Source organism: Agrococcus sp. ARC_14 (assembly GCF_022436485.1).
In the GTDB taxonomy this organism is placed as follows: Bacteria; Actinomycetota; Actinomycetes; order Actinomycetales; family Microbacteriaceae; genus Agrococcus.
Window position 1 is genome coordinate 2,477,348 of sequence record NZ_JAKUDO010000001.1, and the last position, 14,584, is coordinate 2,491,931.

General features: G+C 69.5%; 19 protein-coding genes and 1 riboswitch. Of the genes, 2 read left to right on the forward strand and 17 right to left on the reverse strand.

Annotated features, from left to right (window positions below; all coding sequences use genetic code 11):
• Positions 1–10 precede the first annotated feature (10 nt).
• From MKD51_RS12165 to prmC, 14 genes are all read right to left on the reverse strand, one after another.
• Positions 11–361: a TfoX/Sxy family protein gene (locus tag MKD51_RS12165; RefSeq protein WP_240240565.1), complete on the reverse strand. Its 351-nt coding sequence runs from the start codon at positions 359–361 to the stop codon at positions 11–13.
• Between the two features lie 25 nt (positions 362–386).
• Entirely contained in the window at positions 387–1,121 is a 735-nt protein-coding gene (gene yaaA, locus MKD51_RS12170; protein ID WP_240240566.1) for a peroxide stress protein YaaA, read from the reverse strand.
• Positions 1,118–1,378, reverse strand: a complete 261-nt coding sequence (locus tag MKD51_RS12175; RefSeq protein ID WP_240240567.1) for a F0F1 ATP synthase subunit epsilon — start codon at positions 1,376–1,378, stop codon at positions 1,118–1,120. Before MKD51_RS12175 ends, yaaA begins: the two co-directional genes overlap by 4 nt.
• Positions 1,378–2,841 (reverse strand): F0F1 ATP synthase subunit beta, encoded by a 1,464-nt coding sequence (gene atpD, locus MKD51_RS12180; protein WP_240240568.1) that lies wholly within the window; start codon positions 2,839–2,841, stop codon positions 1,378–1,380. The genes MKD51_RS12175 and atpD overlap by 1 nt, the downstream gene beginning before the upstream one ends.
• An 18-nt stretch (positions 2,842–2,859) precedes the next feature.
• Positions 2,860–3,744 (reverse strand): F0F1 ATP synthase subunit gamma, encoded by an 885-nt coding sequence (locus MKD51_RS12185; protein ID WP_240240569.1) that lies wholly within the window; start codon positions 3,742–3,744, stop codon positions 2,860–2,862.
• A gap of 20 nt (positions 3,745–3,764) precedes the next feature.
• The gene (gene atpA / locus MKD51_RS12190; RefSeq protein ID WP_240240570.1) at positions 3,765–5,399 is read right to left on the reverse strand and encodes a F0F1 ATP synthase subunit alpha; all 1,635 of its coding nucleotides are present in this window, start codon (positions 5,397–5,399) and stop codon (positions 3,765–3,767) included.
• A gap of 26 nt (positions 5,400–5,425) precedes the next feature.
• Complete coding sequence (locus tag MKD51_RS12195; RefSeq protein WP_240240571.1) at positions 5,426–6,211, reverse strand: F0F1 ATP synthase subunit delta; 786 nt, start codon at positions 6,209–6,211, stop codon at positions 5,426–5,428.
• Positions 6,211–6,756 carry a F0F1 ATP synthase subunit B gene (locus MKD51_RS12200; RefSeq protein ID WP_240240572.1) on the reverse strand — a complete coding sequence of 182 codons (546 nt, stop codon included), beginning with the start codon at positions 6,754–6,756 and terminating at the stop codon, positions 6,211–6,213. Before MKD51_RS12200 ends, MKD51_RS12195 begins: the two co-directional genes overlap by 1 nt.
• 7 nt (positions 6,757–6,763) lie before the next feature.
• Positions 6,764–7,000 carry an ATP synthase F0 subunit C gene (atpE, locus tag MKD51_RS12205; protein WP_092667153.1) on the reverse strand — a complete coding sequence of 79 codons (237 nt, stop codon included), beginning with the start codon at positions 6,998–7,000 and terminating at the stop codon, positions 6,764–6,766.
• 40 nt (positions 7,001–7,040) lie between these two features.
• The gene (gene atpB, locus MKD51_RS12210; RefSeq protein ID WP_240240573.1) at positions 7,041–7,871 is read right to left on the reverse strand and encodes a F0F1 ATP synthase subunit A; all 831 of its coding nucleotides are present in this window, start codon (positions 7,869–7,871) and stop codon (positions 7,041–7,043) included.
• A 162-nt stretch (positions 7,872–8,033) separates the two neighbouring features.
• Entirely contained in the window at positions 8,034–8,495 is a 462-nt protein-coding gene (locus MKD51_RS12215; protein WP_240240574.1) for a hypothetical protein, read from the reverse strand.
• Positions 8,492–9,697: an MraY family glycosyltransferase gene (locus tag MKD51_RS12220; RefSeq protein ID WP_240240575.1), complete on the reverse strand. Its 1,206-nt coding sequence runs from the start codon at positions 9,695–9,697 to the stop codon at positions 8,492–8,494. Before MKD51_RS12220 ends, MKD51_RS12215 begins: the two co-directional genes overlap by 4 nt.
• 4 nt (positions 9,698–9,701) lie before the next feature.
• Positions 9,702–10,370 (reverse strand): L-threonylcarbamoyladenylate synthase, encoded by a 669-nt coding sequence (locus MKD51_RS12225; protein WP_240240576.1) that lies wholly within the window; start codon positions 10,368–10,370, stop codon positions 9,702–9,704.
• Positions 10,371–10,424: 54 nt separating this feature from the next.
• On the reverse strand, positions 10,425–11,285 hold the full coding sequence (prmC, locus tag MKD51_RS12230; protein ID WP_240240947.1) for a peptide chain release factor N(5)-glutamine methyltransferase: 861 nt from the start codon (positions 11,283–11,285) through the stop codon (positions 10,425–10,427).
• Positions 11,286–11,415: 130 nt separating this feature from the next.
• On the opposite strand from prmC, the gene cysK reads away from it, so the two are divergent.
• Entirely contained in the window at positions 11,416–12,345 is a 930-nt protein-coding gene (cysK, locus tag MKD51_RS12235; RefSeq protein ID WP_240240577.1) for a cysteine synthase A, read from the forward strand.
• A 29-nt stretch (positions 12,346–12,374) separates the two neighbouring features.
• Positions 12,375–12,929, forward strand: a complete 555-nt coding sequence (gene epsC, locus MKD51_RS12240; RefSeq protein WP_240240578.1) for a serine O-acetyltransferase EpsC — start codon at positions 12,375–12,377, stop codon at positions 12,927–12,929.
• Positions 12,930–13,008: 79 nt separating this feature from the next.
• Here the strand turns inward: epsC and MKD51_RS12245 are convergent, their stop codons facing one another.
• The 3 genes from MKD51_RS12245 to MKD51_RS12255 all read right to left on the reverse strand — a co-directional run bounded on the left by MKD51_RS12245 (position 13,009) and on the right by MKD51_RS12255 (position 14,582).
• A complete protein-coding gene (locus tag MKD51_RS12245) occupies positions 13,009–13,404 on the reverse strand; it encodes a multidrug efflux SMR transporter (protein ID WP_240240579.1) in 396 nt (131 codons plus the stop codon).
• Positions 13,401–13,715: a multidrug efflux SMR transporter gene (locus tag MKD51_RS12250; RefSeq protein WP_240240580.1), complete on the reverse strand. Its 315-nt coding sequence runs from the start codon at positions 13,713–13,715 to the stop codon at positions 13,401–13,403. The genes MKD51_RS12245 and MKD51_RS12250 overlap by 4 nt, the downstream gene beginning before the upstream one ends.
• Before the next feature lie 10 nt (positions 13,716–13,725).
• Positions 13,726–13,789: riboswitch (guanidine-III (ykkC-III) riboswitch) on the reverse strand.
• A gap of 7 nt (positions 13,790–13,796) precedes the next feature.
• Positions 13,797–14,582, reverse strand: a complete 786-nt coding sequence (locus MKD51_RS12255) for an IclR family transcriptional regulator (RefSeq protein WP_240240581.1) — start codon at positions 14,580–14,582, stop codon at positions 13,797–13,799.
• Positions 14,583–14,584 lie beyond the last annotated feature (2 nt).

Consider the following 14,584-nt stretch of genomic DNA (forward strand, 5'->3'; position numbering starts at 1 on the left):
GCTGCCAAGGCTAGCGGCGCGACTGCGGCGGCTTGCGCGGCTTGGGCTGCTTCGCAGGCTTGTGCGGCTGCGTCGCGGCGATCGTCTGCGCCACCTCGTGCAGCCAGTCGATGTCGTCGAGCGCATCGTCGTCGACGATCCCATAGGGCTTCGAGCCCGGGTAGGCCTCGCCGCGCGGCAGGTGCTCGGTGAGCTCGGTCGCCTCCAGCACGAGCTTCAGCAGCAGGATGTCGTCGCAGACGAAGCCGAAGATGCGATCGTCGCAATAGATCGCCTGCTCGCCGAACATCGGCTGCAGCCTGATGGGCAGCGGCTCGAAGACGGCGCGGATGCGCTCGAGCGTCTCTGGTCGGTTGGGCACAGCTCGATGCTAGGGCGCGCCGCGCTCAGCGCACGGGAGCCAGCCTCGGGTCCTGCACCACCAGGCGCATGCCCGTGTCGGTGCGGGTCAGCGGCACGTCGGCCGATGCCGCCCACGACACCAGCGCATCCGCTGAATCGACGTCGGCCCCCGCCAGCGCGAGCGAGCGCACGAGCGCGCCCTTGCCTGCCTTGTTCCAGTGGTTGAGGGCCTTCCCCTCGGGTGAGACGATCTCGACCGGCACGGCTCCTGCGACCGGCGCGAGGCTCGCGTAGGCCTTCGACCGCAGGTCGAGCGCGAAGCCCTCGATGACGGCACCGGCGCCCGACCAGAGCGCGCGCATCCGCTCCCCCGGCAGCCGCGTGTGCTCCGACACCTTGTAGGAGGGGATGGGGTCGGATGCGCGCACGAAGCCGAGCAAGGCCGACTGGATGACGACGTGGGCCTCGACCCAGGCGCGCGCGGCGTCGTCGAGCGAGGCCGCGTCGAGCGCGTCGTAGAGCACGCCCGTGTAGCGGTCGATCGCCGGCATCGTGGGTGCGTGCAGCACTGCAGCGTTGTCGGCGGCGGCGCGGGCCTTCGCGGGCGTCGAGACATCCTGGCCCGCGGCGACGAGGCGGTCGAGCGCTGCCAGTGCCCTGGAACGGGCGACGGCCAGGCCGGGGAATCCCAGTTGAGGGAGACCCGGCCTGGCCGTCGTGAGGCTGGCGCCTGTCCCGCCTGCCGCCTTCGTCTCGCTGGGCGGCAGCAGGACGATCACGCGAGCTTGGCGTTCCGAGCGACGATCTCGACGCGGTCGTGGTCGACCGAGAGGAAGCCGTCAGCGGCCTCGACCGTGTGCACGGTGCCGGATGCGTCGGTGACGCGCACCTGACCCTCCGCGGCGAGCACCGCGAGCACGGGCTCGTGGCCCCGCAGGATGCCGATCTCGCCCTCGGTGGTCTTGGCGATGACCTGCGAGGCCTCGCCCGACCACACCTCTTCTGCAGCGGAGACGATGCTGACGGTCAGAGCCATCAGCCGTTGTCCTTCTGGATCTGCGCCCACTTCTCCTCGACGTCCGAGATGCCGCCGACGTTGAAGAACGCCTGCTCGGCGACGTGGTCGAACTCGCCCTTGGCGATCGCGTCGAACGACTCGATCGTCTCCTTGAGCGGCACCGTGGAGCCCTCGACACCCGTGAACTTCTTCGCCATGTAGGTGTTCTGCGAGAGGAACTGCTGGATGCGACGCGCGCGGTTCACGACGATCTTGTCCTCCTCGGACAGCTCGTCGACACCGAGGATGGCGATGATCTCCTGCAGCTCCTTGTTCTTCTGGAGGATCTGCTTGACCGTCGTGGCGACGCGGTAGTGGTCATCGCCCAGGTAGCGGGGGTCGAGGATGCGGCTGGTCGACGTGAGCGGGTCGATGGCCGGGTAGAGGCCCTTCGACGCGATCTCGCGCGAGAGCTCCGTCGTGGCGTCGAGGTGCGCGAACGTCGTGGCCGGGGCCGGGTCGGTGTAGTCGTCGGCGGGCACGTAGATGGCCTGCAGCGAGGTGATCGAGTGGCCGCGGGTCGACGTGATGCGCTCCTGGAGCACACCCATCTCGTCGGCGAGGTTCGGCTGGTAGCCGACGGCGCTGGGCATGCGGCCGAGCAGCGTCGAGACCTCCGAGCCCGCCTGCGTGAAGCGGAAGATGTTGTCGATGAAGAGCAGCACGTCCTGCTTCTGGACGTCGCGGAAGTACTCCGCCATCGTCAGCGCGCTCAGCGCGACGCGGAGGCGCGTGCCCGGGGGCTCATCCATCTGGCCGAAGACGAGGGCGGTCTTGTCGAAGACGCCCGCCTCCTCCATCTCGTGGATGAGGTCGTTGCCCTCACGGGTGCGCTCGCCGACACCGGCGAACACCGAGACACCGCCGTGGTCGGACGCCACGCGCTGGATCATCTCCTGGATGAGGACGGTCTTGCCGACACCGGCACCGCCGAACAGGCCGATCTTGCCGCCGAGCACGTAGGGCGTCAGCAGGTCGATCGACTTGATGCCAGTCTCGAACAGCTCGGTCTTCGACTCGAGCTGGTCGAACGAGGGCGCCTTGCGGTGGATGCCCCAGCGCTCGGAGACCTCGAGGGTCTCGCCCTCCGCGAGGTTCAGGGCCTCACCGATGACGTTGAAGACCTTGCCCTTGGTGATGTCGCCGACGGGAACCGTGATCGACTCGCCGGTGTCGCGCACCTCCTGGCCGCGGACGAGGCCGTCCGTCGGCTTCAGCGCGATGGCGCGCACGAGGTCGTCGCCGAGGTGCTGAGCGACCTCGAGCGTGATCTCCTGTGCCGGCGTGCCGTCGCCGAAGTCGACGGTCGTCTTGAGTGCGTTGTAGATGCCTGGGATCGCGTCGTGCGGGAACTCGATGTCGACGACGGGCCCGGTCACGCGAGCGACGCGACCGACGCCGGCCTGCGTCTGCGAGGCAGCGGGGGTGTCAGTGATGGTCATGGTGATTGCCTTTCGTGGCTACTTCGCCGAGGCGAGGGCGTCCGCGCCGCCCACGATCTCGGAGATCTGCGTCGTGATCTCGGCCTGACGCGCGTTGTTGCGCAGGCGGGTGTAGTCGGTGATGAGCTTGTCGGCATTGTCGGAAGCCGACTTCATCGCCTTCTGCGTGGCGGCCTGCTTGGAAGCAGCCGATTGCAGCAGCGCATTGAAGATGCGGCTCTCGACGTAGACCGGCAGCAGGGCGTCGAGCACGCGAGCGGGCTCGGGCTCGAACTCGTACAGCGGGAGGTGCTCGGCGGTGCCGGCGTCCTCCGCCTCCACGATCTCGAGCGGCAGCAGCCGGACCGTCGTCGGATCCTGCGTCATCATGCTGACGAAGCGGTTGTAGACGACGTGGATCTCGTCGACCTGCTCTGAGACATACGCCTCGAGCACGGCCTCCGCGATCTCCTGCGCGACCTCGGGCGTCGGGACATCAGAGATGCCCGTCCACTCCTTGATGTAGGGGCGCTGGCGGAACTTGAAGTAGCCGACGGCCTTGTTGCCGATCAGGTAGTGATCGACCTCCTTGCCCTCGGACTCGAGCTTCGCCCGCAGCTCGCCCACCTCGCGGATGATCTGCGAGTTGAACGCGCCGGCCAGGCCGCGGTCGCTCGTCAGCACGACGATCGCCGCCCGCTTGAGCTCGTCTCGCTCGACCGTGAGCGGGTGCGCCTCGTTCGAGTACGTCGCCACCGCGCTCACGGCGCGCGTGAGCGCCCTGGCGTAGGGGTTCGACGCCTTGACGCGCACGAGCGCCTTCTGGATGCGCGATGCAGCGATGAGCTCCATCGCCTTCGTGATCTTCTTGGTCGACTGCGCAGACTTGATCTTCTGCGTGTAGACCCGGAGCTGGGCTCCCATTTCGCCTCCTCAGCGACCGATCAGCGACGGCCCTTGACGATCTGCTCCTGGTTGACATCCTCGAGCATCGGGTTGTTCGACTCGGTTCCCGGGTCGGTGATGCTGGACGATGCCTTGCCCTGCCAGTTGGCGGCGAACGCGTCGACCTCGGACTCGAGCTGAGCCTTCGTCTCGTCGTCCAGCTTGCTGGCGTCGCGGATCGTGGTGAGCAGCGTGCTGTTGTTGCGCAGGTGCTCGAGGAGCTCCGACTCGAACTGCAGCACCTGGCTGACCTCGACGTCGTCGAACTTGCCGTTGGTGCCGGCCCAGATCGAGACGACCTGCTCCTCCACCGGGTACGGCGAGTACTGCGGCTGCTTCAGCAGCTCGGTGAGACGGGCGCCTCGGGCGAGCTGACGGCGCGAGGTGGCGTCGAGGTCGGACGCGAACATCGCGAAGGCCTCGAGCGAGCGGTACTGGGCGAGCTCGAGCTTGAGCGTGCCGGAGACCGACTTGATCGACTTCACCTGTGCGTCGCCGCCGACTCGCGAGACCGAGATGCCGACGTCGACAGCGGGGCGCTGGTTGGCGTTGAACAGGTCGGACTGCAGGAAGATCTGGCCGTCGGTGATCGAGATCACGTTGGTCGGGATGTAGGCCGAGACGTCGTTGGCCTTCGTCTCGATGATCGGCAGACCCGTCATCGATCCGGCGCCGAGCTCATCCGAGAGCTTCGCGCAGCGCTCGAGCAGACGCGAGTGCAGGTAGAAGACGTCGCCCGGGTATGCCTCGCGGCCCGGCGGGCGGCGCAGCAGCAGCGAGACGGCGCGGTAGGCCTCTGCCTGCTTCGACAGGTCGTCGAAGATGATCAGGACGTGCTTGCCCTCGTACATCCAGTGCTGGCCGATGGCCGAGCCCGTGTACGGAGCGAGGTACTTGAAGCCGGCCGGGTCGGAGGCGGGCGAGGCGACGATGGTCGTGTACTCCATCGCACCGGCGTCCTCGAGCGCGCCCTTCACCGAGGCGATGGTCGAGCCCTTCTGGCCGACGGCGACGTAGATGCAGCGGACCTGCTTGTTGACGTCGCCCGAGTCCCAGTTGGCCTTCTGGTTGATGATCGTGTCGATCGCCAGTGCCGTCTTGCCGGTCTGGCGGTCGCCGATGATCAGCTGGCGCTGACCGCGGCCGACGGGGATCATGGCGTCGATCGCCTTGATGCCGGTCTGGAGCGGCTCGTGCACCGACTTGCGCTGCATCACGCCGGGCGCCTGCAGCTCGAGGGCGCGGCGGCCGCTCGTCGCGATGTCGCCCAGACCGTCGATCGGGACGCCGAGCGGGTCGACGACGCGCCCGAGGTAGCCCTCGCCGACGGGGACGGAGAGGACCTCACCCGTGCGGGTGACCTCCATGCCGGCCACGATGCCGTCGAACTCACCGAGCACGACGACGCCGATCTCGGCCTCGTCGAGGTTCTGCGCCAGGCCGAGCGTGCCGTCCGCGAAGCGGACGAGCTCGTTCGCCATGACACCGGGGAGGCCCTCGACGTGGGCGATGCCGTCCGCGGCGTCGATGACGTGGCCGACCTCGGCCGTCGTCGAGGTCGAAGCCTCGTAGGACGAGACGAAGTCGGCGAGGGCGCCCTTGATCTCGTCGGGGCTGATGGTGAGCTCTGACATGTGTCTTCCTCTTCGGGGCTTTCGACCTAGCCGAGCTGCAGGCGAAGGTCGGTGAACTTGGAACGGACGGTGCCGTCGATGATGTCGTCGCCGATCGAGACGCGGAGTCCGCCAAGGACTGCCGGGTCGACGATCTGCTGCAGCTGCAGCGAGCGGCCGTACTGGCTCTCGAGGCCGACGCGGAGTCGGTCGAGCTGTGCGGCGGGGATCTCGCGAGCCGTGGTGACGGTGGCGAGCGAGCGGCCGGCGGCCGAGGCCACCTCCGTCGCCGCGCCACGCACCAGCTGGCCGATGCGACGACCGCGCGGGGCGCGCACGAGGTGATCGAGGATCACCGCTGTGGCCTCGCTCGACCGGCCGGCGAGCAGGCGCTCGACGAGACGCGCCTTGTCATCGGCGCTGCCGCGCAGACCGCCGAGCGCGAGCTCGAGCTCGGCGTCGGAGGCCACGATCCGCTGGAACGATGCGATCTCGCCGGCGACGTCTGCCTCCCCCGCAGCCCGGACGGCGACGCGGATGCCCGCGCTGTCGATGGCTGCGAGGATGTCGGCAGCGCTCGACCAGCGCTGGCGGGCCAGGTGCGCGACGATCGAGACCGCCGGTGCACCGAGCTGCCCGAGCACGCGCTGCGCGAGCGCCGCACGCGAATCGGGTGTCGAGACCGCGTCGGCGAGCGAGGCGAGCACCTGTGGGCTGCGCTCGATGGCGCGCGAGGCTCGGAAGAGCTCCCGTGCGTCGTCGAGCCCCGCCTGGGGCTGCGCCAGAAGCGCTTCGTCGATGCCGGCTCGCGCCTGGCTGGTCGCGCTGCCCACTAGCGGTTGGCCCCTTCACGCTCGAGGTCAGCGAGGAAGCGGTCGACGATGCCCGCGGAGCGCGAGTCGTCCATCGACTCGCCGACGACCTTCTCGCTGAGGTCGAGGGCGAGCGTGCCGACCTCGGACTTCAGCGAGGAGAACGCCGCCTGGCGCTCCTGCTCGATGCGCTGCTGCGCCTGCGCCGTGATGCGCGCGGCGTCCTCGGTGGCACGTGCCTTGAGGTCTGCCTCGATCTTGGAGGCGTCGGCGCGAGCCTTCTCCTTGATGACCGAAGCCTCGGCGCGGGCCTCCGCGAGCTGGGTGTTGTACGACTCCAGTGCGGCAGCGGCTTCCGCCTGCGCCTCCTCGGCCTTCTTGATGCCGCCCTCGATCGCAGCGGACCGCTCGTCGAGCAGTGCCTGCATGCGAGGCAGGACGACCTTCCAGAAGATCAGCAGGAGGACGACGAAGACGACCGCCGACCAGAGAATGTCGTAGAAGGCGGGGAGCAGCGGATTCGGCAGATGCTCCTCGTCCGCCATGCGGAGTGCAGATGAAAGCATCAAGGGCTCAGACCATGAAGAAGAACGTGGCGATGCCGATGAAGGCCAGCGCCTCGGTGAACGCGATGCCGATGAACATCAGGACCGTCAGACGTCCCTGCAGCTCGGGCTGGCGCGCAACACCCTCGATGGTCTTGCCGACGACGATGCCGACACCGATGGCCGGGCCGATCGCGGCGAGGCCGTAGCCGACCGTGCCGATGTTGCCGTTGATCTCGGCGAGAATGGTCGTGGCGTTGTCCACGGTGTTTCCTTCCGTTGTGTTCCGGGAGTCCGGGGGTTGGTCAGTGCTCTTCAGCCAGCGCGAGCTGGATGTAGATAGCGGTGAGAATTGCGAAGACGTAGGCCTGCAGCACAGCGACGAGCAGCTCGAAGATCGTGAAGGCGAAGCCGAACGCGAGCGTGCCGACGCCGAGCAGCGGGAAGAAGCCGCCTGCGCTGAAGAGGAAGAAGTGCGTCGCAGCGAAGAACAGCACGAGCATGAGGTGGCCGACGAGCAGGTTCATCATCAGTCGGAGCGTCAGCGTGATGGGACGCAGCACGAAGGTGGAGATGAACTCCAGCGGCGTGACGATGATGTAGAGCGGCCACGGCACGCCCGCGGGTGCCAGCGAGTTCTTGAAGAACGTCCCAGGGTGCTTCTTGATGCCCGCGTAGATGAACGCCCCGTAGGAGACGAGTGCGAGCACCAGCGGCACGCCGATGACGGATGTGCCTGCGATGTTCAGGAACGGGACGATGCCCGTCAGGTTCATCGCGAGCACCATGAAGAAGATCGTCGTGATGAGCGGCAGGAATCGCTTGCCGTCCTTCTCGCCGAGCAGGTCGATGGCGATGCCGTCGCGCACGAAGCCGAGGCCCATCTCGATGAGGCTCTGGCCGCGCGTCGGGATGAGCTTCAGCTTGCGGGTGCCGAGCACGAACACGAGGATCACGACGGCCGCCGCGATGAAGCGGACGAGCATGATGCGGTTGATGCCGAAGATGGGCGAGTCGTCCTCGAACCACGGGATCGTCGGCTCGGCGAACAGGAAGACCTGCGGGAAGAAGTCGGCCAGGCTCGGCGGATGGAACGGCTCGGGCTCAGTTCCAGCGGAGGCCAGCAGCGGCAGCAAGGCGTTCAGCGTGTCTTCCTCAACCTCATGGCGCCTGGCGCCGGTTCGACGTCGGTGCACCCCTCACGCAATCGCGCTCGGGATACGAGCGGTGCAGCGGGGGGAACACTCAGAACTCTATCAGAGCGGAAACCTCCGCTCAGACCATCAGCGGCGCAGATTTCAGGCGCGCGCGCCCGATGCCGGGCGGCCCTGCGTCTCGTCGTCTGCATCGCTGTCGACCGTCGGCTGACGGCTCGTCGCGATCACGACGCAGTCGATGGCGAGCGAGCCGATGACCGCGACGACGAGCGAGCCGAAGGCGACGCCGCGGTGCAGCCAGTCCTGGTCGCCGAGCACGAAGACCAGCACGATGAACAGCGCGAACTTCAGCAGCCATCCGCCCAGCACGATGCCGAAGAACGCACCGGAGACCATCTCGCCCTTCGACACCTTGAGCGCCAGCAGGATGCTGCCCGCCGTGAGCATGCAGAAGATGATCGCGAGCGCCGTGCCGACCAGCGCGGAGGCGACGCCCGCACCCGCGGCCAGGAACCATCCGACCAGTCCGCCGATGACGGCGACGGCGGCGGCCAGGATGCCGCCCCACAGCAGGATGCGCTGCATGATCTGGGTGGTGGTCACCGGCTGTCCCCCTGAGAGTCGACGCGAGAGTCGACGCGCGTGTCGATGGCTGTCGGCTCCATCTTCCCACGCTGGGCGCGCCGCTCACGCATCACCCGCAGGAAGGTGCGCCAGATGCGCCGGCTCACGGGCGCCGCCGTGAGCAGCGCGCAGAGCAGGAAGCCCACCACCATCACGCCGACCGCGACCCACCACGGCCAGATGAGGAAGAGCAGGCAGCCCACCGAGACGACCGCCGTCCACGCATAGAAGATGAGCACGGCGCCCAGGTGCGAGTGGCCCATGTCGAGCAGCCGATGGTGCAGATGCTTGCGGTCGGCCGCGAACGGGCTGTTGCCGTTGACGACGCGGCGCACCACTGCGAGCACGAAGTCGGTCATGGGCAGCAGCAGGATCGCCAGGGGCAGCAGCACCGGGATGAACGCCGGCAGGATCTGGCTGCGGCCGCCCATGGTGCCGAGGTCGATCTGGCCCGTGACGGCGATGGCGCTGGTCGCCGTCAGCAGGCCGAGCATGAGCGCGCCGCCGTCGCCCATGAACATGCGCGCCGGATGCCAGTTGACCGGCAGGAAGCCGAGGCAGACGCCGACGATGACCGAGGTGATCAGGCTCGCGAGCGAGAAGTAGGCGTTGTCCTGGCCGAGGTTCTGGCTGATCATCCAGATGTAGCCGAAGAAGGCGGCAGAGCCGATGATCGTGGTGCCGGCGACCAGGCCGTCGAGGCCGTCGATGAAGTTCACCGCGTTCATCACCAGCACGATGATGAGCACGGTGAGGCTGATCGCCATCGTCGCCGAGGGCACGGTGAGGCCGGCGATCGGCAGGCTGACGATCTGCACGCCGAAGAAGGCGACGCCCGCCGCGACCAGGATCTGCGCGCCGAGCTTCAGCATCCAGTCGAGGTCGAACAGGTCGTCGAGCACGCCGATGCCGCAGATCGCGATGGCCCCGGCCAGCAGCGCCCAGATGCGGCTCGGCTCGGCGAAGACGCCGGAGAGCTCTGGCACCAGCGCCGCGACGCCGAAGGCGCCGAACAGACCGATGCACATCGCGACGCCGCCGAGTCGCGGCGTCGGCCGGGAGTGCACGTCGCGCTCGCGCACGGGCGGGTGGATGCCGTGCTTGAGCGCGAGGCGCAGCACGATCTGGGAGGCGACGAAGGTGATGACCGCCGCCACGAGGGTGATCAGGAGGAAGGTCACGGCGTCATCCGTCGACGAGCAGGTCGCCGAGCGCCGCAGCGATCGTCGCACGCGGCAGCACGCCCTGACGGACGATGCGCATGACGCCGTCGGTCGAGCAGTCGAGGATCGTCGAGCCGCTCTGCTCGCCGGGCGCAGCGGTGCCGCCGACCGGGCCCGCATCAAGCACGACCACGACGCTCTCGCCCAGCATCTCGGCGGCGGCCTCGGCCTCGGTGGCGGCGGGCATCCCGTGCGTGTTGGCGCTCGAGACCGCGAGCGGGCCCGTCTCACGCAGCAGCTCGATGGCGATGGGGTGGTCAGGCACGCGGATCGCGACGGTGCCGCCGGTGTCGCCCAGATCCCACGTCAGCGACGGCTGCGCGCGCAGGATGACGGTGAGCGGGCCCGGCCAGTGCGCGTCGAGCAGCGGCTCGAGCTCGGCCGGGACGCGCTCGGCGAGCGCGGACGCCATGTGGCGATCGGCGACCAGCACGGGCGGCGGGAAGCCGCGGTCGCGACCCTTCGCTGCGAGCAGCCCGGCGACGGCGGCGTGCGAGAACGCGTCGGCGGCGATGCCATAGACCGTGTCGGTGGGGATGACGATGCACTGCCCCGCCGCGATGGCCGTGCGAGCCGCGCGCACCCCGGCGAGCAGGGAGGCGGGATCAGCGCAGTCGTGGATGGCGGGCACCGCCCCAGCGTACCGTCGGCATGGGCGGGTCGTCCCCCATCCACCGGGCCGCTGTCAGCGGATCGCAGCCGTCACCCGATCGCGGCCTGTCAGGTCCTGGCGCGTGCGGGCATCGCGGAACCCGGCGTCCTCGAGCATCGCTCGCACCGCCGGCCCCTGCTCCTCGGTGTGCTCGAAGGCGACCAGGCCGGTCGGCTCGACGAGGTCGGCGGCGAGCGAGACGAGGTCGCGGATGAAGTCGAGACCATCAGCGCCGGAGTAGAGGGCGGCGGCAGGGTCGAAGTCGCGGACCTCGTGGTCGGCGGGCACGGATGCGTGGGGCACATAGGGCGGGTTGGAGACGAGCGCCGCGAGCGAGCCCGGCACGATCCCGACCGCCGCGAGCGCAGCGACGTCGCGCGCGTCCGCGTGCAGCAGCACGGTCTCCGGCGACAGCGCATCGAGGTTGCGGCGGGCCCACACGTAGGCCGCCGGGCTCGCCTCGACGGCGATCACCCGCGCATCCGACTCACGAGCGATCGCGATCGCCACCGCACCTGTGCCAGTGCCGACGTCGAGCACCAGCGCGGTGCCGACCCGGCGGCGCAGGTGCTCGAGCGCGACCTCGACCAGCAGCTCGGTCTCGGGCCGCGGCGTGAAGACGCCGGGGCCGACGGCCAGCTCGACGTGCCGGAACGGCGCGAGCCCGGTGATGTGCTGCAGCGGCTCGCGCCCCTCTCGCCGCGCGACGGCTGCGAGGAAGCGCGCCAGCGCATCCGCTTCGAACGCGCGGCCCATCGCCATGTCGACGCGGAGCTCGCCCAGGCTGCTGCCTGCGGCCCATGCCGCGAGCAGCTCTGCGTCGGGGCCGTCGATGCCGACCGCTGCCAAGCGCCCACGCGCATCGCGCACGACGTCTGCCACGGCCTGTTGCATCACGGTCCTCACGCTAATGCCAGCGCGGGCACGCGGATGCACGAGGAATGCTGCGGGCAGCGCCTGCGGATGCACGGCGGGGCGTCCCGTAGAGTAGAAGCCGAGCTTCCACCCTCTGAAAGGACACAGCATGGCGCGCATCTTCGACGACATCACGGCCACCATCGGCGGCACACCCCTCGTGCGCCTGCAGCGCATCAACGACTCCGACGCGACCGTGCTGGTCAAGCTCGAGTCGTTCAACCCGGCGGCATCGGTCAAGGACCGCATCGGCAAGGCGATCATCGATGCGGCCGAGGCCTCGGGTGACCTGCAGCCCGGCGGCACGATCGTCGAGGGCACGAGCGGCAACACCGGCATCGCGCTCGCGCTCGTCGGCGCTGCCCGCGGCTACACGGTGATCCTGTCGATGCCCGAGACCATGTCGGTCGAGCGTCGCGCGATCCTCAAGGCATACGGCGCGCAGCTCGTGCTGACGCCCGGCCCTGACGGCATGCGCGGTGCGGTCGAGCGCGCGGAGCAGATCGTCTCGGAGACCCCCGGTGCCGTGCTCGCGCGCCAGTTCGAGAACGAGGCCAACGTCGCCGTGCACCGCGAGACCACCGGCCCGGAGATCTGGGACGACACCGACGGCGCCGTCGACATCTTCGTCGCCGGCATCGGCACGGGCGGCACCATCACCGGCGCCGGCAACTTCCTCAAGGAGCAGAAGCCGGGCCTCCAGGTCGTCGCGGTCGAGCCCATCGACTCGCCGCTGCTCACGCAGGGCACCGCCGGCCCGCACAAGATCCAGGGGCTGGGGGCGAACTTCGTGCCCGCCATCCTCGACCGCGAGGTCTACGACGAGGTCATCGACGTCACGCTCGACGACTCGATCGCCACCGCGCGCGACCTCGCAGCGCGCGAGGGCATCTTCGCCGGCATCTCGGCCGGAGCGGCCGTCTGGAGCGCGCTCCAGGTCGCTCGCCGCCCCGAGTCGGCAGGCAAGACGATCGTGACGATCGTGCCCGACACGGGAGAGCGCTACCTGTCGATGCCGATCTACGCCGACCTGGTCTGACGGCCGAGCACGAGCAAGGAGGAGCGACAGTGGGTCTGCTCAACATCCGCGAGGACATCGAGAACGCGAAGCGGCACGATCCGGCCGCGCGCGGAGCGCTGACGATCACGCTCACCTACTCGACCCTCCACGCGGTGTGGGCCCACCGCATCCAGCACCGACTCTGGAACGCCGGCGCGCGCTCGCTCGCGCGCGCCGGCAGTCAGTGGATGCGCTTCCTGACCGGCGTCGAGATCCACCCGGGGGCGCGCCTCGGGCGGCGCTTCTTCATCGACCACGGGATGGGCGTCGTCATCGGCGAGACCGCCGAGACCGGTGACGACGTGATGCTCTATCACGGCGTCACGCTCGGCGGCACGGCGAACGCCGCCGTCAAGCGGCATCCGACGCTCGGGCACCGCGTGCTCGTCGGGGCTGGAGCGAAGATCCTCGGCCCCGTCGCGCTCGGCGACGACGTCAAGGTCGGAGCCAATGCCGTCGTGCTGCATGACGCGCCCTCCGGCACGACCCTGGTCGGCATCCCCGCCCGCCCGGTCGCGCAGACCTCGCCCGCCGAGCTTCCCCACATCGAGTACTCGATCTAGGCGCGTCTCCTGCCGCCGAGTGGCGCCTCCCGCGAACGAACGTCGCCACTCGAGGTCGGCGGCGGATCGTGCTCGGGCGTCAGGTCGCGGATGCGGTGACGTCGGGTTGCCCCGCGGGCTCGTCGTGCGGGGTCGTGAGCTTGAGGCCCACCACCGCGACGATGATGCCCGCGACGCAGAGCACCACGGGCCAGCTGAGCGCCTGCACGCCCGTCAGCATCGACCACGCGACCGTGAGCGCAGCGCCGATGCCCGCCCACACCGCGTAGGCGGTGCCGATCGGGATGGTGTTGGCGGCCAGCGCCAGCCCCACCATGCTGAGGCAGAGCGCCACCAGGAAGACGACGGTGGGCGCGACGAGCGTGAAGCCCGCCGAAGCCGAGAGCGCTGTCGCCCAGACGGCCTCGAGCACGGCGGAGACCAGCAGCAGCGGCCATGCCAGGCCGGGCCGCGTCAACAGGCCGCGCCGGGTCATGCGAACACCTTCAGCCCGACGACCGACGCGATGAGCAGCGCGATCAGCCCGACTCGGATCCAGGTGGCGCGCTCTGCCTTCGTCACGATCGCCCAGAGCGCCGTGACGCCCGCGCCGATGCCGACCCAGACGGCGTAGGCGGTGCCGGTCGGGATCTCCTGCATGGCGATGGCAAGACCCACCATCGAGAGCACGAGCGCGATCGCGAACACGACCGTCGGCTTCCACTTCGAGAAGCCCTTCGAGCGGCCGAGCGCGGTCGCCCAGACGGCCTCGAGGAGGCCGGAGGCGACGAGGATCACCCAAGACATGACGAGTCCTTCCGGCCGTCTTGTCGCGATGCGGGTACGGCTCCCTCGTCCGCGGATCCTGCGCCGGATTCAACCACCAGGCTATCCGACACCGCTCGCACCGGCCAGTCCCTGCGGGCGCCGACCGCCGATCGAGGTCGTGAGCCGATCGGCCGCCGCGACCACGTCGTCGATGAGCTCCTCGCACCGCTCCGGAGTCAGCCGCAGCGTCGGACCCATGAGCGTGAGCGCACCCGCGAGCGCTCCGTGCGCGTCGAAGACCGGCGCCGAGACGCCGCTCGAGGCCTCGACGCGCTCGCCCGTCGTGATCGCGTAGCCGTCGGCGCGCGTCGCGGCGACCACGGCGCGCAGCTCCTCTGGATCCGTGATGGTGGAGCCCGTCAGCGCCGGCAGCGGCGACGACAGCACCGCTTCGAGCAGATCGTCGCGCCAGGCGAGCAGCACGCGGCCGGCTCCACCGACGTGGAGCGGCTGGATGCGGCCGACGTACATCTCGCGCTTGAGCCCGTGCAGCGTCTCGGCGACGCCGACGCAGACGCGCGAGCCGCGCTCGGCGATGAAGAAGCACGAGGTCTCCCCCGTCGCGTCGCGCAGCGCGACGAGCTGCGGCGGCAGCAGGTCGCCCAGCGCGCTGGCGCGCACGGCGGGGCCAGCCCAGAAGGCCATGCGCGCACCGATCGAGTAGTCGTCGCCGGAGCGATCGAGGAAGCCGTGCTCGACGAGGTTGCCGAGCAGCCGGTGCGCCGTGGAGGCGGGGATGCCGGTGGCGCGGCGGATGTCGGCGGCGGTCAGGCTCGGATGCTCGAGCGTGAAGGCGTCGAGGATGGCCGTGATCTTGGCGAGGACGAGCAGCGGTGCGTCGGACACGC